Annotated in this window: 18 protein-coding genes; 17 read left to right on the forward strand and 1 reads right to left on the reverse strand. The window is 69.6% G+C overall.

The features are described 5' to 3' along the window. A partial coding sequence (locus ACJQWM_RS13945; RefSeq protein WP_411306908.1) for a general secretion pathway protein GspB occupies window positions 1-359 on the forward strand: 359 nt, incomplete at its 5' end. A 245-nt stretch (window positions 360-604) separates the two neighbouring features. On the opposite strand, the gene ACJQWM_RS13950 is transcribed toward ACJQWM_RS13945, so the two are convergent. Then, window positions 605-976, reverse strand: coding sequence for a VOC family protein (locus ACJQWM_RS13950; protein ID WP_332707973.1), 372 nt, complete (start codon window positions 974-976; stop codon window positions 605-607). Window positions 977-1,104: 128 nt separating this feature from the next. Here ACJQWM_RS13950 and ACJQWM_RS13955 point away from each other — a divergent pair, with 128 nt between their 5' ends. The 16 genes from ACJQWM_RS13955 to ACJQWM_RS14030 all read left to right on the forward strand — a co-directional run. Continuing rightward, window positions 1,105-1,500: a DoxX family protein gene (locus tag ACJQWM_RS13955; protein ID WP_332707971.1), complete on the forward strand. Its 396-nt coding sequence runs from the start codon at window positions 1,105-1,107 to the stop codon at window positions 1,498-1,500. Window positions 1,501-1,801: 301 nt separating this feature from the next. Further along, window positions 1,802-2,284 (forward strand): flagellar basal body-associated FliL family protein, encoded by a 483-nt coding sequence (locus ACJQWM_RS13960; RefSeq protein WP_332707969.1) that lies wholly within the window; start codon window positions 1,802-1,804, stop codon window positions 2,282-2,284. A 23-nt stretch (window positions 2,285-2,307) separates the two neighbouring features. Continuing rightward, complete coding sequence (gene fliM / locus ACJQWM_RS13965; RefSeq protein ID WP_332707967.1) at window positions 2,308-3,309, forward strand: flagellar motor switch protein FliM; 1,002 nt, start codon at window positions 2,308-2,310, stop codon at window positions 3,307-3,309. Then, window positions 3,306-3,710, forward strand: coding sequence for a flagellar motor switch protein FliN (gene fliN / locus ACJQWM_RS13970; RefSeq protein ID WP_332707965.1), 405 nt, complete (start codon window positions 3,306-3,308; stop codon window positions 3,708-3,710). Before fliM ends, fliN begins: the two co-directional genes overlap by 4 nt. Window positions 3,711-4,065: 355 nt before the next feature. Next, the gene (fliO, locus tag ACJQWM_RS13975; protein ID WP_411306913.1) at window positions 4,066-4,464 is read left to right on the forward strand and encodes a flagellar biosynthetic protein FliO; all 399 of its coding nucleotides are present in this window, start codon (window positions 4,066-4,068) and stop codon (window positions 4,462-4,464) included. An 11-nt stretch (window positions 4,465-4,475) separates the two neighbouring features. After that, window positions 4,476-5,276, forward strand: a complete 801-nt coding sequence (gene fliP, locus ACJQWM_RS13980; RefSeq protein ID WP_411306914.1) for a flagellar type III secretion system pore protein FliP — start codon at window positions 4,476-4,478, stop codon at window positions 5,274-5,276. 15 nt (window positions 5,277-5,291) lie between these two features. After that, complete coding sequence (locus ACJQWM_RS13985; protein ID WP_332707638.1) at window positions 5,292-5,561, forward strand: flagellar biosynthetic protein FliQ; 270 nt, start codon at window positions 5,292-5,294, stop codon at window positions 5,559-5,561. Window positions 5,562-5,730: 169 nt separating this feature from the next. Continuing rightward, the gene (gene fliR, locus ACJQWM_RS13990) at window positions 5,731-6,519 is read left to right on the forward strand and encodes a flagellar biosynthetic protein FliR (RefSeq protein WP_332707635.1); all 789 of its coding nucleotides are present in this window, start codon (window positions 5,731-5,733) and stop codon (window positions 6,517-6,519) included. Window positions 6,520-6,726: 207 nt separating this feature from the next. Beyond that, window positions 6,727-7,902: a flagellar biosynthesis protein FlhB gene (flhB, locus tag ACJQWM_RS13995; RefSeq protein ID WP_332707632.1), complete on the forward strand. Its 1,176-nt coding sequence runs from the start codon at window positions 6,727-6,729 to the stop codon at window positions 7,900-7,902. Next, window positions 7,899-9,986 (forward strand): flagellar biosynthesis protein FlhA, encoded by a 2,088-nt coding sequence (flhA, locus tag ACJQWM_RS14000; protein WP_411306909.1) that lies wholly within the window; start codon window positions 7,899-7,901, stop codon window positions 9,984-9,986. Before flhB ends, flhA begins: the two co-directional genes overlap by 4 nt. Window positions 9,987-10,144: 158 nt before the next feature. Continuing rightward, a complete protein-coding gene (flhF, locus tag ACJQWM_RS14005; protein ID WP_411306910.1) occupies window positions 10,145-11,860 on the forward strand; it encodes a flagellar biosynthesis GTPase FlhF in 1,716 nt (571 codons plus the stop codon). Beyond that, complete coding sequence (locus tag ACJQWM_RS14010; RefSeq protein WP_332707626.1) at window positions 11,844-12,734, forward strand: MinD/ParA family protein; 891 nt, start codon at window positions 11,844-11,846, stop codon at window positions 12,732-12,734. Before flhF ends, ACJQWM_RS14010 begins: the two co-directional genes overlap by 17 nt. Then, window positions 12,731-13,489, forward strand: coding sequence for an RNA polymerase sigma factor FliA (locus tag ACJQWM_RS14015; RefSeq protein ID WP_332707623.1), 759 nt, complete (start codon window positions 12,731-12,733; stop codon window positions 13,487-13,489). Before ACJQWM_RS14010 ends, ACJQWM_RS14015 begins: the two co-directional genes overlap by 4 nt. Before the next feature lie 226 nt (window positions 13,490-13,715). After that, window positions 13,716-14,108, forward strand: coding sequence for a chemotaxis response regulator CheY (gene cheY / locus ACJQWM_RS14020; protein ID WP_332707620.1), 393 nt, complete (start codon window positions 13,716-13,718; stop codon window positions 14,106-14,108). Next, window positions 14,105-14,743, forward strand: coding sequence for a protein phosphatase CheZ (locus tag ACJQWM_RS14025; protein ID WP_411306911.1), 639 nt, complete (start codon window positions 14,105-14,107; stop codon window positions 14,741-14,743). The genes cheY and ACJQWM_RS14025 overlap by 4 nt, the downstream gene beginning before the upstream one ends. 3 nt (window positions 14,744-14,746) lie before the next feature. Further along, window positions 14,747-15,306: Hpt domain-containing protein (locus tag ACJQWM_RS14030; RefSeq protein WP_411306912.1), on the forward strand; the 560-nt coding region annotated here is incomplete at its 3' end.

The following is a 15,306-nucleotide window of genomic DNA, read 5'->3' on the forward strand; positions in this document are numbered from 1 at the left end:
TGGTGGGGCTGCTGGGAATCCTGCCCGGCGAGCGCATCGCTTCGCGTCCCGCAGCCGAGCCCGCCGCCAGCGTGCCTGCCGTTGCGCCGGCACCCACTCCGTCAGCCGCGGCGCCGGGCGCAGCCACTGGCGAGCCGACCACGCTCGCCGACCTGTCGGCCGAGGAGCGCCGGCAACTGCCGCCGCTGAAGATCAGCATGCACTTCTGGGCGCCGACGCCCACCGAACGCTTCGCCATCGTCGACGGCTCGCGCGTCGGCGAAGGCGACCGCATCGGCAATGCCGTGGTCGATGCGATCACCGCCGATGCGGTGGTGCTGGGCTGGAACGGACGACGCGTGCACCTGCCGATTCGGTAATTGCACTGGCTTTGCACCCTCGCAACCCCACGGAACCCAACCCGCTGTAATTCTCGCGATGGCGCGGATCTACGCCCTTCAGGTGGTCGAAGATCGACGGCACCGGGTTCCCGCTTTCGCGGAAATGACGAGCAAAAGACGGCATTCGACGCGCCTGGCCGCTTACTTCGTGCCCGGCCCGACCGGCCCGCGGATGGCCACCGTGCCCGATTCGGTGTCATGCGTCATGCACGTCGGATGCGGGCCTACGCGCCGAAGTAGCAGACGTTGAGCTTGTTGCCGTCGAGGTCGCGGAAATAGCCGGCGTAAAAACCTTCCCAACGCTGGCCCGGTGCGCCTTCGTCGCTGCCGCCGAGTTCAAGCGCCTTGGCGTGCAGGCGATCGGCGGTATCGCGATCGGGCGCCTGCAGCCCGACCATCACGCCATTGCCGACGGTCGCGGCATTGCCGTCGAACGGCTTGGTGACGCCGAGGCCGGCCGCGTCCGGGGTGGTGGTCCAGGCGACGTACTGCTCGCCTTCCATCATGCGCGTGCCGCCGAGCACGGCCAGCAGCTCGTCGTAGTAAGCCGCGGCGCGCGGCAGATCGTTGGTCCCGATGGTGACGTAGGCGAGCATGGCCGGTCCTCGTGTAGGTGGACGCACAGTTTGCGCCGGGCGATCCTCGGAAGCACCCGTCTGGGCAGACGAGACCGCATCGCGCGCACTATGCTGCGGCCTTTCCGACGAATCCGAGGCGACCTTCGATGAATCCAGCCACCCAGCACGACCTCGCCAAGCTGCTCCTGCGCGTCACCCTCGGGGTGCTGGTGCTGCTGCACGGGATCGCCAAGCTCAAGGGCGGCATGGGCGGGATCGTCGGTATGGTCGAGGCCCAGGGCCTCCCGGGGGTCCTGGGCTATGGCGTGCTGATCGGCGAGGTGCTGGCGCCGCTGATGCTGATCGCCGGGCTGCATGCGCGCCTCGGCGGGGTGCTGGTCGCGATCAACATGCTGGTGGCGATCGTGCTGGTGCACATGGGCGAGCTGGACAGCCTCGGCAGCCAGGGCGGCTGGGCGCTGGAGCTGCAGGGCATGTTCCTGGTGACGGCGGTGGCGATTGTGCTGCTGGGGCCGGGGCGGTTCAGCGTCAACGGGCGCTAGTAGCAAGTTCCGGCGCCCCTCTTCCGCTTTGCTCCCCTCTTTGGAAAAGAGGGGCTGGGGGAGATTTACTTTTTGCCGGCTGACGAGTAGCGAAGAGCAAAAGAGCAAATCCTCCCCAACCCGCCCGGCCCTCCAGCACAGCGGCCGGGGAAGCGCCCGAGCGCCCCTCGCCGGTAGACCCGCCCCGCCGGTATTCCGGCGGAAGCGCATTCAGCCTCCCGTCAAAACTCCGGCGCGATCGGCGCGATTTCTCCGGCATGGCCCTTGCACGATGCCTGGCAACCCACCAGGAGTGCGATGCGTGTCTGCCGAGCCAACTTCCAAACCAAAGCGTCGTGGACGCGGGCTGATCTGGACCATCGTCGCCGTCGTCGTGCTCGGCGCGGCCGCAGGCGGCTGGTGGTGGTGGCAGGCACAGGCCGCGCAGGCCGCCGAGGAAGGCGCGGCGGATGCCGAGGCCAAGCCGCCGGCGATCTATTTCGCGCTCGAGCCCGCGTTCGTGGTCAACCTGGCCGATCCAGGTCCGGTGCGCTACCTGCAGGCCGACGTGCAGCTGATGACGCGCGACCCGGCCACCGCCGCCGCGCTGGAGCTGCACGCCCCGGCGCTGCGCAACCACCTGCTGCTGCTGTTCGGCCAGCAGACGGCCGCCCAGTTGGGCCAGCGCAGCGCCAAGGAGCGGCTGCAGGCGCAGGCCGTGGCCGAAGTCCGCAAGGTGCTCGAGAACGAGACCGCGCCCGACCAGGTCGAAGCGGTGTTCTTCACCAGTCTGGTCACGCAGTAGTCCCGGTACCCAGGAGCCCACCCATGAGTGCCGACCTGCTCTCCCAAGACGAAATCGACGCGCTGCTGCATGGCGTCGACAGCGGTGCGGTCGAGACCGAAGTGCCGCCGGAACCCGGCGAGGCGCGCAACTACGACTTCGCCAGCCAGGACCGCATTGTGCGCGGCCGGCTGCCGACGCTGGAGATGATCAACGAGCGCTTCGCCCGCACCTGGCGGGTCGGCCTGTTCAACCTGCTGCGGCGCTCGGCCGACCTGTCGGTGCGCGGCATCGACCTGGTGCGCTTCGGCGAGTACATGCATTCGCTGCAGGTGCCGACCAACCTCAACCTGGTGAAGATGAAGCCGCTGCGCGGCACCGCGATCGTGATGTTCGAGCCGCGCCTGGTCTTCACCGTGGTCGACAACTTCTTCGGCGGCGCCGGCAAGTACCCGGCCAAGATCGAGGGCCGCGAGTTCACCCCGACCGAAATGCGGGTGATCCAGTTGCTGCTCAAGCAGACCTTCGCCGACCTGGTCGAGTCCTGGGCGCCGGTGATGCCGGTGGAGTTCGAGTACCTCAACTCCGAGGTCAATCCGCACTTCGCCAACATCATCAGCCCGCGCGAGTACATCGTGGTCAGCCGCTTCAACGTCGAGCTCGACGGCGGCGGCGGCGAGTTCCACATCTCGCTGCCGTACTCGATGCTCGAGCCGATCCGCGAGCAGCTCGACGCCGGCGTGCAGAGCGACCGCGTCGAGCGCGACGAAGGCTGGATCCGCGCGATGCGCACCCAGCTGCAGGACGCCGAGGTCGAGCTCAGCAGCGCCCTGGCCACGCGCCAGATCAGCCTGCGCGAGCTGTCGCGGCTCAAGGTCGGCGACGTGATCCCGATCGACCTGTCGCCCACCGTGCAGCTGAAGGTCGAGCAGATGCCGCTGTTCTCCGGCGAATTCGGCACCCACAACGGCCGCAACGCAGTCAAGGTCACCTCCGTGCACGCGCCCCGCACCGTCCCCTCCTTCAACAGCCTGACATCGTCATGAATACAGACCAGACCGACGCCGGCACCAACGCCGACACCACGCCCGCACCCGAGCAGCGGACCGACAGCTCCGGCGACGCCGCGCGCGCCGCATTCGAAGCGCTCAGCGCCGAGGCCGGCGGCGGCGGCGGCGCCGGCGCCGACCTCAACCTCGACGTGATCCTCGACGTCTCGGTGTCGCTGTCATTGGAGGTCGGCCGTACCCGCATCCCGATCCGCAACCTGCTGCAGCTCAACCAGGGCTCGGTGGTGGAACTGGAGCGTGGCGCCGGCGAACCACTGGACGTGTTCGTCAACGGTACCCTGATCGCGCAGGGCGAGGTGGTGGTGGTCAACGACCGCTTCGGCGTGCGTCTGACCGACGTGGTCAGCCCGGCCGAACGCATCAAGCGGCTGCGCTGAGCAGGCAGTGATGCTGGATACGAGCACGCCCCTCGCGCCGCCGCCGGTTGTGGCATTGGCCGGCACCACGGCGGCCTCGAGCGCGGCCGCCCCGGCGACGCAGGGCACCGCGACGCCGGCTCGCCCGTCGGGCGATGCCGTGGCTACCCCGCCCCCGCCGATACCTGCTGACACCGGCGCGGCACCGTCGTTGCCGGCGCCGTCGCGCGCTTCGGCCGAGCCGTCGGCGAACGCGACAACGGCCGAAGCCGGCTCGGGCACGGTCAGTTCACCCAGCGACGCCGGCCCGGTCATCGCTCAGGGCCGTATGCCGCAGGCCGCCGAGGTCTCGATACCGTCGGCCGACGCGACCGCCTTGCAGGACCCGCCGCCCGCCACCACCGCCACCACCGCCACCATCCAGCAACCGGCGCAGCCGCTGCCCGATGCCGCGCCCTCCAGCGCCGGCGCGGTCGGCAGCGCGGTGCTGGCGCTGCTGCTGGTGGTCGCCCTGATCCTGGCGCTGGCATGGCTGGCGCGGCGCATGCCGGGCGCGGCCGCCAGCTCCAACAAGTCATTGCGCGTGGTCGCCTCGCTCGCAGTGGGCCAGCGCGAGCGGGTGATGGTGGTCGACGTCGGCGGCACCCAACTGCTGCTCGGCGTCGGCCCCGGCGGCACCCGCACCCTGCACACGCTGGCCGAGCCGCTGCCGGTGCAGGATGCGCCCGCGCCGTTCGCGCAGCTGCTCGCGCAGCAGTTCGGGAAGAAGTCGTGAGCCGCGTGTCGGTGCGGTTCCGGCGCTTGCTGGCAAAGACGCTGCTGGCCTTCGCGCTGCTGGGCGTGCTCGCACCAGTGGCGGCGCAGACCGTGCCAGCGCAGGCCCAGGCGCAACCGGCGACGGTCAACCCGAGCCCGACCCTGCCGCAGGTCAACGTCGGCAGCATCGGCGGCGAGCCGGTCAGCCTGCAGTTGCAGGTGCTGCTGCTGATGACCGGCATCACCCTGCTGCCCGCCGCGCTGCTGGGCATCACCGCGTTCACCCGCATCATCATCGTGCTGGCACTGCTGCGGCAGGCGCTGGGCACCGGGCAGACGCCATCCAACCAGGTGCTGCTGGCGCTGGCGCTGTTTCTGACCACGATGGTGATGATGCCGGTGTTCGACCAGGCCTGGATCGCCGGGATCTCGCCGTACCTGGACAACCAGATGGACTTCCGCTCGGCATGGGAGGCGGCATCCGCGCCGTTCCGCGGCTTCATGCTGGCGCAGATACGCGAGAACGACCTGATGACCTTCGCCGGGCTGTCCAACAGCGGCCCGTACGCGAGCGCCGCCGACATCCCGTTCGGCGTACTGGCCGCCTCGTTCCTCACCAGCGAGCTCAAGACCGCGTTCGAGATCGCGTTCCTGATCTACATCCCGTTCGTGATCATCGACCTGGTGGTCGCCAGCGTGCTGATGTCGATGGGCATGATGATGCTCTCGCCGATGCTGGTGTCGGCGCCGTTCAAGATCCTGTTGTTCGTGCTGGTCGACGGCTGGGTGCTGGTGGTCGGCTCGCTCGCCGCCAGCTTCAATGCGGTCTGACCGGAGCCCGATCCGATGAGCCCGGAAGTCGCCCTCACCGAAATCGGCCGCGGCCTGCAGATGGCGCTGCTGCTCGGTGGTCCGCCATTGCTGGCAGTGCTGGTGGTCGGCGTGCTGGTCGGCATCGTGCAGGCCGCCACCCAGATCAACGAGCAGACCATCGCCTTCGTGGTCAAGGCGGTCGCGCTGGCGGCGACGCTGGCGCTGACCGGGCATTTCCTGCTGGGCAGGCTGGTGTCGTTCACGACCGACCTGTTCCAGCGGATTCCGCATCTGATCGGGTAGCGCTGATGCTGCCGCGGCCCAACCCATCCCCACCCAACCCTCCCCTTGAAGGGGAGGGCTTCAGAGCGCCGCGATACCGCTTGTCTCCTTCCCCTTCAAGGGGAAGGCCGGGATGGGGATGGGTTTGCTCTTGCACTGCCTCGTCGAGCGGACAACGCGACGCCGCCTGATGGACACCGTCACCCTGACCACCGCCAGCGGCGTCAACCTGTTCGCGATGCTCAGCGCGGTGCTGTGGCATGCGCTACGCATCGGCGCCGCGATCCAGGTATTGCCGATGATCTCCGGCAACAGCATGCCGGTGCGTGCGCGCATGATGCTGACCCTGGCACTGTCGGCGGCGATCTCGACGCTGCTGCCGGCGCCGCCGGCGGCGGCGATCGACGCGCTCACGGTCGGCTCGGTGCTGCGCGAATTCGCCATCGGCATCTCCATCGGCCTGCTGCTGCGGCTGGCTTTCGAGGCCGGGCGCCTGGCCGGCGAGCTGATTAGCCAGGGCATGGCACTGTCGCTGGCGACCATGGCCGACCCGCTCACCGGCGCCTCCTCGCCGGTGCTGGCGCAGTGGTTCTATCTGGCCTTCGCGCTGGTGTTCTTCGCGCTGGATGCGCATCTGGCGCTGGTCCAGCTGCTGTTCGAAAGCTACCAGGCGCTGCCGATCGGGCAGCCGCTGGGCGCCCCCGCGCAGTTCGCCGCCGCGCTGCCGGCATTCTTCGGCACCTGCCTGCGGGCTGGGCTGCTGCTGGCGCTGCCGGTGATGATGGCGCTGCTCACGGTCAATCTCGCCTTCGGCGTGCTGGCCCGCGCCGCGCCGGCGCTCAACCCCATCGTGATCGGCCTGCCGGTTTCGTTGCTGGTCGGATTGCTGCTGCTGGGGCTGTTGATGCGCCAACTGCAGGCACCGGTGCAGCAGTTGTTCGAGGACGCGTTCATGGCGGCGCGCGCACTGACCGGCTGAGGGCGGCCGCGGACTACCTCTGTAGGAGCGCCCCATGGGCGCGAGGCTTTCGCTCGTCCGGGCGATCGCGCTCATGGAGCGCTCCTACAAGGGGCTAGGGAATTTTTCTCTGGCGCTGTTCTTGCAGGAGCAACGGCAAATCCGCCCCGGCCCTCCTTTTCCAAAGGAGGGTGTCGAGACGGGAAGCCACACAGGGAAGCGCCGCCGGTGTCTGAACAGGACCAACAGGACAAGACCGAGCAACCGACCGAGAAGCGCCTGCGCGAGGCCCGCGAGAAGGGCCAGGTTCCGCGCTCGCGCGAACTCGGCAACGTCGCGGTGCTCGGGGCCACCTCGCTGGCGATGCTGATGTACGCGCCCGGCATTGGCGTGGCCGCGCAAAGCTGGCTGCGTGATGCATTGACCCTGGACCCGGCTTCGGTGGGTCGCCCCGATCGGCTGCTGCCGCACGCCGTCGGGCTGATGGTCGAGCTGATGCTGCCGGTACTGCCGGTGATACTGGTCGCACTGGGCGCGTGCCTGATCGCGCCGGCGGTGATGGGCGGCATCGGCTTTTCCAACAAGGCGCTGCAGCCGGACTTCACCCGGCTCGATCCGATGAAGGGATTCAAGCGGATCTACGGCAAGGAGGGGCTGGCCGAGCTGCTGCGCTCGCTGCTGCGTGTGCTGCTGGTGATCGGGGTCGGCGCGGCGGTCATCTACGCGGCATTCCACGAGCTGCTGGCAATGCCGCGCATGTCGCTGCACGGCGCCGCCGGCACCGGACTGGGCGTGGCCATCGGCACCTTCATCGCGATGATCGCCTCGCTCGGGCTGCTCGCCGCGGTCGACGTGCCGTGGCAACGCTGGCAGCACACGGTCAAGTTGCGCATGACCAAGCAGGAGATCCGCGACGAGCTCAAGCAGACCGAAGGCAATCCCGAAATTAAGGCGCGCGTGCGCCAGGTCGCCCAGCAGATGTCGCAGCGCCGGATGATGGAAGCGCTGCCGACCGCCGACGTGGTGGTGGTCAATCCGACCCACTATGCGGTGGCGCTGAAGTACGACGCGGACAACATGCGCGCGCCCAAGGTGGTGGCCAAAGGGGTGGACGAGATCGCGCTGATGATCCGCCAGGTGGCGCAGCAGCACCGGATCAGCGTGCTGGAGACCCCGCCTCTGGCACGGGCCTTGTATCGGACCGCCCAGGTCGATCAGGAAATCCCGGTGAAACTCTACGCCGCCGTCGCTCAGGTGCTGTCATACGTGTACCAGCTCAAGCGCTGGCACCCGGCCCACGGGCCGGCGCCGGTGCTCGACGGCATCACGTTGGGCGAGGCCGAGGCCGACGGTCGCGCCGAAGACGCCGGCGATCCGCCAGGCGACGGAACCCCGGCGCCATGAGCGCGGTACAGAACCGGTTCTCCGCCGCCAACATGATCGCGGCGGTGCGCAATGGCGCGGCCGCGCCGATCGTGGTCATGGCGATGCTGGCGATGGTGATCGTGCCGCTGTCGCCACTGCTGCTGGACATGCTGTTCAGCGTCAATATCGCGATGTCGCTGGTGGTGATGCTGGCGGTGATCTACGTGAAGCGGCCGCTGGAGTTCTCGATCTTCCCCAGCGTGCTGCTGATGGTCACCCTGCTGCGGCTGGGGCTGAATGTCGCCTCGACCCGGGTGGTGCTGCTGCACGGCCACGAGGGCCCGGCCGCGGCCGGCCGCGTGATCGAGTCGTTCGGCCAGTTCGTGATCGGCGGCAGCTACGCGGTCGGCATCGTGGTGTTCGCGATCCTGACCATCGTCAACTTCATCGTGGTGACCAAGGGCGCCGGGCGCATCTCCGAGGTGTCGGCGCGCTTCATCCTGGATGCCTTGCCCGGCAAGCAGATGGCGATCGATGCCGACCTCAACGCCGGCCTGCTGACCCGCGAGGACGCCAAGGCGCGGCGCCAGGAAGTGCGCGAGGAGGCCGACTTCTACGGCTCGATGGACGGCGCCAGCAAGTTCGTGCGCGGCGATGCGATCGCCGGCATCCTGATCCTCATCATCAACCTGATCGGCGGGCTGCTGATCGGGATGCTCCAGCACGACATGGACTTCGGCGAGTCGGCGCGGGTCTACACCCTGCTGGCGATCGGCGACGGCCTGGTCGCGCAGCTGCCGGCGCTGCTGATCGCCACCGCAACGGCGATGCTGGTCACCCGCTCCACCGGCGAGCAGGAAATGGGCGCGGCGGTGCAGGGCCAGGTGTTCGGCCAAGTCCGCGCGCTGACCGTCTCGGCGCTGATGCTGGGCATCATCGGGGTGATCCCGGGCATGCCCAACCTGCCGTTCCTGCTGCTGGCCGCGGTGCTCGGCTATGCCGCCTGGCGGCTGCACAAACGCAATGCGATCGCGGCCGACGAGGCCACCGCCGAGGCCGCCGCCGGGGCCAGCGGCAGCGCGCCCTCGCCCAGCGCCGAGCTGAGTTGGGACGAGGTGCGCGCGGTCGAACCGCTCGGGCTGGAAGTCGGATACCGGCTGATCCCGCTGGTCGACAAGACGCAGGGCGGCGAACTGCTGGCGCGGCTCAAGGGCGTGCGCCGCAAGCTGACCCAGGACCTGGGCTTCCTGATCCCCGCGGTGCACGTGCGCGACAACCTCGAGCTGGCGCCGGGGCAGTACCGCGTACTGGTGCACGGGGTGCCGATCGCCTCGGGCGAGCTGCACCCGGACCGCGAACTCGCGCTCGACCCCGGCCGCGTGTTCGGACCGCTGGACGGACTGCCGGGCAAGGACCCGGCTTTCGGGCTGGACGCGGTGTGGATCCAGCCCAGCCAGCGCGCGCATGCCGAGTCGCTCGGCTACACCGTGGTCGATGCGGCCACCGTGGTCGCCACCCACCTGTCGCACCTGGTCAACGAGCGCGCCTCCGAGTTGCTCGGCTTTGAGGAGGTGCAGCAGCTGCTGGCCAGTGTCGGGAAATCCGCACCCAAGCTCGTCGAGGATTTGACACCCAAGCTGCTGCCGCTGTCGGTGGTGGTGCGGGTGCTGCAGTCGCTGCTGGTCGAGCGCGTGCCGGTGCGGCAGATGCGCCAGATCGTCGAGACGCTGCTGGAACACGGCGCCAGCACCCAGGACCCGGCGACGCTCACCGCCGCGGTGCGCACCGCCCTGGGGCGCTTCATCGTGCAGGAACTCAACGGCCTCAATGCCGAGCTGCCGGTCTACACCCTGGCGCCGGCGCTGGAACGGGTATTGCAGGACTCGGTCAGCGGCTCAGGCGCCGCGATGGAGCCCGGATTGGCCGAGCGACTGCACCAGAACCTCAGCGAGTGCGTCACCCGCCAGGAAGGCCGCGGCGAACCCGCGGTGCTGCTGGTCCCCGCCGGGATCCGCGCAACGATCGCCCGCCTCGTGCGCCACAGCGTACCGGCCCTGTCGGTACTGGCCTACGGCGAGGTACCGGAGGACAAGCGGCTGCGGCTGGTGGGGTCGGTGGGGTGAAAGCCGGGCCCGGGGACCCGGAGAATCTTTAGGAGCAAAAGCGAGATGCAACAGATTTACCAAGGCCAGTCGATTGCGTCGCGCCCAGCGTCGACGCACCCCGCTTTCCCGGGTCCCCTGCCCCGGGTCCCCGGTCCCGGCTCCGAAGGAGCAACCCCATGAGAATCAAACGCTTCACCGCCCCCGACATGCGCACCGGCCTGCGCATGGTGCGCGACGAGCAGGGCGCCGATGCGGTGATCCTGTCGAACCGACCGGTCGAGGGCGGGATCGAGATCGTCGCCGCCACCGACTACGACGAAGCCCTGGTACAGCAGGCACTGCGCGCCGCCGCGCCGCGACTGGAGCCGCTGAAGCCGAAGGTGCTGGACGCGATGCCAGCGAGCTCGCCCCCCGCGATGGTGGCGAGCGCGGAACCTGCGCAGGCCGCCGCCCAGCCGGCCCCTGCCAAGCCAGCCGCCACCAAGCCCACCGCCGCGCCACCGCCGGTGCGCGAGACCTTGGCGACCCGCGCCCGTGCGGTATTCCGCCTCGGCGGCGAGCCGAGCGCGTCCGCGCCTGCCGCCGACCGCACCCCGACCCTGGCCGAGCTGACCTCCGCCCCGGCCGCGCCGCAGCCCAGCACACCCCCGCCAGCCGCAAGCCCGCCGCCCTCCACCGCCCGCTTCGACGAAATGATGGCGGCGCTGGCTCCGGCGCCAACGTCAGCGCCGGTGACGCCGACTGCAGTCGCCGCGGACACCGCGCAGACAGCGCCGGCACTGCCTGCGCAGACCGACGCCGACGCGGTACCGAACCCGCTAGCGGCGACCAAGCTTCCATCGCCGGCCGCCCCGAAGCCCGAACTGCAGCTGGAGCCGATGGCCGAACCGCCCGAACGCCACGCTGAACACGATGCCGGGCATGACACCCGGCACCTGCGCAGCGTCGGCGGCCGCGACCTCGATCCCGGCATCGCCGCGATGCGCGACGAACTGGCCAACATGCGCCAGCTGATCGAGCGCGAGATGGGCCAGTTCGCGGTCGAGCGCCTGCGCGGTTCGCCGGCGCGCGCCGCCGCCTACGACACCCTGCTCGGCTACGGTTGCGACGAGAACCTCGCACAGGCCATCGCGGCCAAGCTCGACCCGCAGCTAGACCCGGCCAAGACCCGCGCGCCGATGCTGGCCGAGCTCGCCCGCATGCTGACCGTCTCGCGCAGCGAGCCGATCGACGAGGGCGGCGTGATCGCACTGATCGGCCCGACCGGCGCCGGCAAGACCACCACGCTGGCCAAGCTCGCCGCCCGCTATGCGCAACGCCACCGCGCCCGCGACGTGGCTCTGGTCACCACCGACGTCGAGCGCGCCGGCGCCCGCGAACAACTGCAGGCCCACGGCCGCACGCTCGGCATCACCGTGTGCGAGGCGTCCGGCCCCGAGGGCCTGCCCAGGGCGCTGGAGCAGCTGGCCGACTACCCGCTGGTTCTGGTCGATACCGCCGGTTACGCGGTGCGCGATCTCGCCCTGCTCAGCCAGATCACTTGGCTGCGCGCCAACCAGCGCCTGCGCAGCCTGCTGGTGCTGCCGGCCAACGCCAACCCCTACGACCTGGGCGAGGTGGTGCGGCGCTATCGCCTCGCCGCGCCGGAGGGCGTGGTGCTGACCAAGCTCGACGAGACCGGCCGCCTCGGCGCCGCCCTGTCGGTCGCAGTCCGCCACGACCTCAAGCTGATCTACACCACCGACGGACAGCAGGTGCCGGCCGACCTGGACACCGCCGATGCGTCGCGCCTGGTCCTGCAACTGGAGAAATTGCGCCGTGCTGCCGATTGTCCCGATGCCCACCCTGCCCACCCCCTTGCCAACGAGGATCGTCATGTCGTCGCGAGCTGAGCCGATCAAGCAAGTCGAAGTCGCCGCCCCGACGGGTCCGCAGCCTGCCGCGGCACCGGTGCGGGTCATCTCCGTGGCCAGCGGCAAGGGCGGCGTCGGCAAGACCAGCGTCTCGGTCAACCTGGCGATGGCGCTGGTCAATGCCGGCCAGCGCACGCTGCTGCTCGACACCGACCTGGGCCTGGCCAACGTCGATGTGATGCTCGGTCTGTCGCCGCGCTTCACCCTGGCCGACGTGTTCGCCGGCCGCTGCGAGCTGCACGACACCCTGCTCGAGGGCCCGCGCGGGCTCTGGGTGGTGCCAGCCGCCTCGGGCAAGCGCCACATGACCGAACTGGTGCCGCAGCAGCACATCGGCCTGGTGCACGCCTTCAGCCAACTCGAACTGCCGATCGACACGATGGTGGTGGACAACGCCGCGGGGATCGCCGACGGCGTGCTGACCTTCTGCCAGGCCGCGCAGGACGTGATCGTGGTGGTCTGCGACGAACCGGCCTCGGTCACCGATGCCTACGCCCTGATCAAGGTGCTCAGCCGCGACCGCGGGGTCAACCGGATCCAGGTACTCGCCAACCAGGTGCAGCACCCGGCCGAGGGCCGGCAGCTGTTCGACAAGCTCGAACGCGTCACCTCGCGCTTCCTGGACATCACCCTCAACTACCTCGGTGCGATCCCGCGCGATGAGTGGCTGCGCCGCTCGATCCAGCGCCAGGAGGCGGTGGTCGAGGCGTTCCCCTCGAGCCCATCGGCGCTGGCGTTCCGCGACATCGCGCGCCGCGCCGGCCAGTGGCAGAGCCCGCAGGGTCCGCGCGGCCACGTCGAGTTCTTCATGGAGCGCATGGTGACCCCGCCATCGCGCAGTGCGGCGGCATGAACGTCGCGGCCGCTGCCTATCGGTCGAACCAGCGCTCGAGCCAGCCTGGCGCCGCCGCCGACATCGTCGAGCGCCACGGCGAACTGGTGCGGCGCATCGCCCATCACCTCGCCGCGCGCCTGCCGTCCAGCGTGGAGGTCGACGACCTGATCCAAGCCGGCATGCTCGGGTTGATCGACGCCGCCCGCAACTTCCAGGCGGATCAAGGTGCGGCGTTCGAGACCTACGCCTCGATCCGCATCCGCGGCGCGATGATCGACGAGATCCGCCGCGGCGACTGGGTGCCGCGCTCGGTCCACCGCCGCTACCGCGACGTGGTCGCCGCCACCCGCGAAATCGAACAGAAGGCCGGCCGCGCCGCAACCACGCAGGAGGTCGCGACCGCGCTGGGCGTGTCGCTGCCCGAATACCATCGCATGCTCGAGGACGCGGCGCGCGGCCAGCTCATCAGCTTCGATGCGCACGCCGAGGAGCACGACGGCGAGCCGCGCCTGGCCGCCCGCGGCACCGCCACGCCGGCGCGCGCGTTCGAGCACGACGAGTTCCGCGAGGCGCTCGGCGGCGCGATCGGCGACCTGCCCGAGCGCGAGCAACTGGTGCTGTCGCTGTACTACGAACAGGAACTCAACCTGCGCGAGATCGGCGCGGTGCTGTCGATCAGTGAGTCGCGGGTCTGCCAGATCCACGGCCAGGCCATGCTGCGCCTGCGCGCGCGCCTGGGCGAGTGGCGCGACGAGGCCGAGAACGATGATTAGGGCGAGAGCGGTTGGTCCGCAAAGCACGCAAAAGAAAGCAAGGAGGTGAGGAGGTAAGGAGAAGCGGCTCGCTCTTCCTTACCTCCTTACTCCTCTTTCTTCTCACTTTCCTTTTTGCGTCTTTCGCGTCCTTTGCGGGCCAACGCCCTTTCTTCCCCGCACCAGCGCCCTTCAAGAATTCCGTCCACCCGCCGATAGCACCCGAGAAGACAAACGCGAGCCCCCTATGGACAAGAACATCCGCATCCTGATCGTTGACGACTTCTCGACGATGCGCCGCATCGTCAAGAACCTGCTCAACGATCTAGGTTTCTTCAACACCACCGAGGCCGACGACGGCAACAGCGCGCTGGTCGAGCTGCACAAGGGCCCGTTCGATCTGGTGATCACCGACTGGAACATGCCCGGCATGCCGGGCATCGACCTGCTCAAGGCGATCCGCGGCGATGCCGCGCTGTCGAAGATCCCGGTGCTGATGGTCACCGCCGAAGCCAAGCGCGAACAGATCATCGAGGCCGCGCAGGCCGGGGTGAACGGTTACGTAATCAAACCCTTCACCGCCGGCACGCTCGGCGACAAGCTCGGCAAGATCTTCGAGCGCCTGGAGACGGCCGCGTGAGTCAGGGCTCCGGCCCCGGCCCGAGCGACGCCCTCGGCCCAGAGGACCGCCAGCTCATCACCAAGCGCCTGCATGCGGCGCTGTGGGCACTGGAGCACGAGGACCACGCCAGCTGGCGGACCAACGTCGACGAGCTCATCCAGTGGCGTACCCAGCCGTTCGTGCAGGGCCTGGCGAGGCTCGCGCGCGAGCTCGAGCAAGCCCTCGGCGACGGCACCGGCAGCGCACATGGGAGCTCGCTGCCCGATGCCTGTGCCCGACTGGAACACGTGGTCACCCTGACCGAAGGCGCGAGCCTGCGCACGCTGGACCTGATCGACGAATGCGGCGCCTTGCTGCGGCAACTGCCCCCCGGGCAGGACGAGGCGCAGCAGCAGGCGCTCGCCGGCATCCGCTCGCGGCTGTCGGAAATAACCGCCGCGCAGGGCTACCAGGACCTCACCGGCCAGATCATTTTGCGCGTAGTCGAGCTGGTGCGCGCGGTGCACGTCGGCCTTGGCGAGTACGCCACGCCGCAGGACAACAAGCCGCTGCAGCTGTCCACGCGCGGGCACGGCCCGGCGGTCGAGGGCCTCGACCCGGCCCCGGCCACCCAGGACGACGCCAACCAGCTGCTGTCCTCGCTGGGGCTGTAGCGCATGAGCGCCGCCTTCGAGGACCAGGGTTCCGACATCCGCAGCGACTTCCTGGTCGAGGCGCGTGAGATCCTCGACCAGCTCGGCGAGCAGATGGTCACCCTGGAACACGCGCCCGACGACCGCGAGTGCCTCAACGCGGTGTTCCGCGGCTTTCACACCATCAAGGGCGGCGCCGGCTTCCTGGATTTCAAGCCGATGGTGACGATCTGTCACGCGGTGGAGGACCGCTTCGACGCGGCCCGCAGCGGCCGGGTGCCGCTCGATCCGGTCGCGTTCGACGGCGCCCAGCAGGCGCTCGACCTGCTGGTGGACATGCTCGACTGCATCGCCGCCGACAGCGAGCCGGCGCCGGTACCGGAGCTGCTGCTGGCCAGCCTGCGTGCCGACGGCGGCGCGTCCGCAGGCGGCGCCTCGTCCGCGGCCGATTCGACCGCACTGTCCGGCATCGACGACGACAACCTCGACGACCTGGATTTCGACGCGCTGCTCGACAGCCTGCATGGCGCCGGCGCGCTGCCAGGCGCGGCGCCCGCGGCACCGGCGCCAGCGCAACCGGCGGC

This window comes from Novilysobacter longmucuonensis, from assembly GCF_046600735.1.
Taxonomy (GTDB): Bacteria; Pseudomonadota; Gammaproteobacteria; order Xanthomonadales; family Xanthomonadaceae; genus Novilysobacter_A; species Novilysobacter_A longmucuonensis.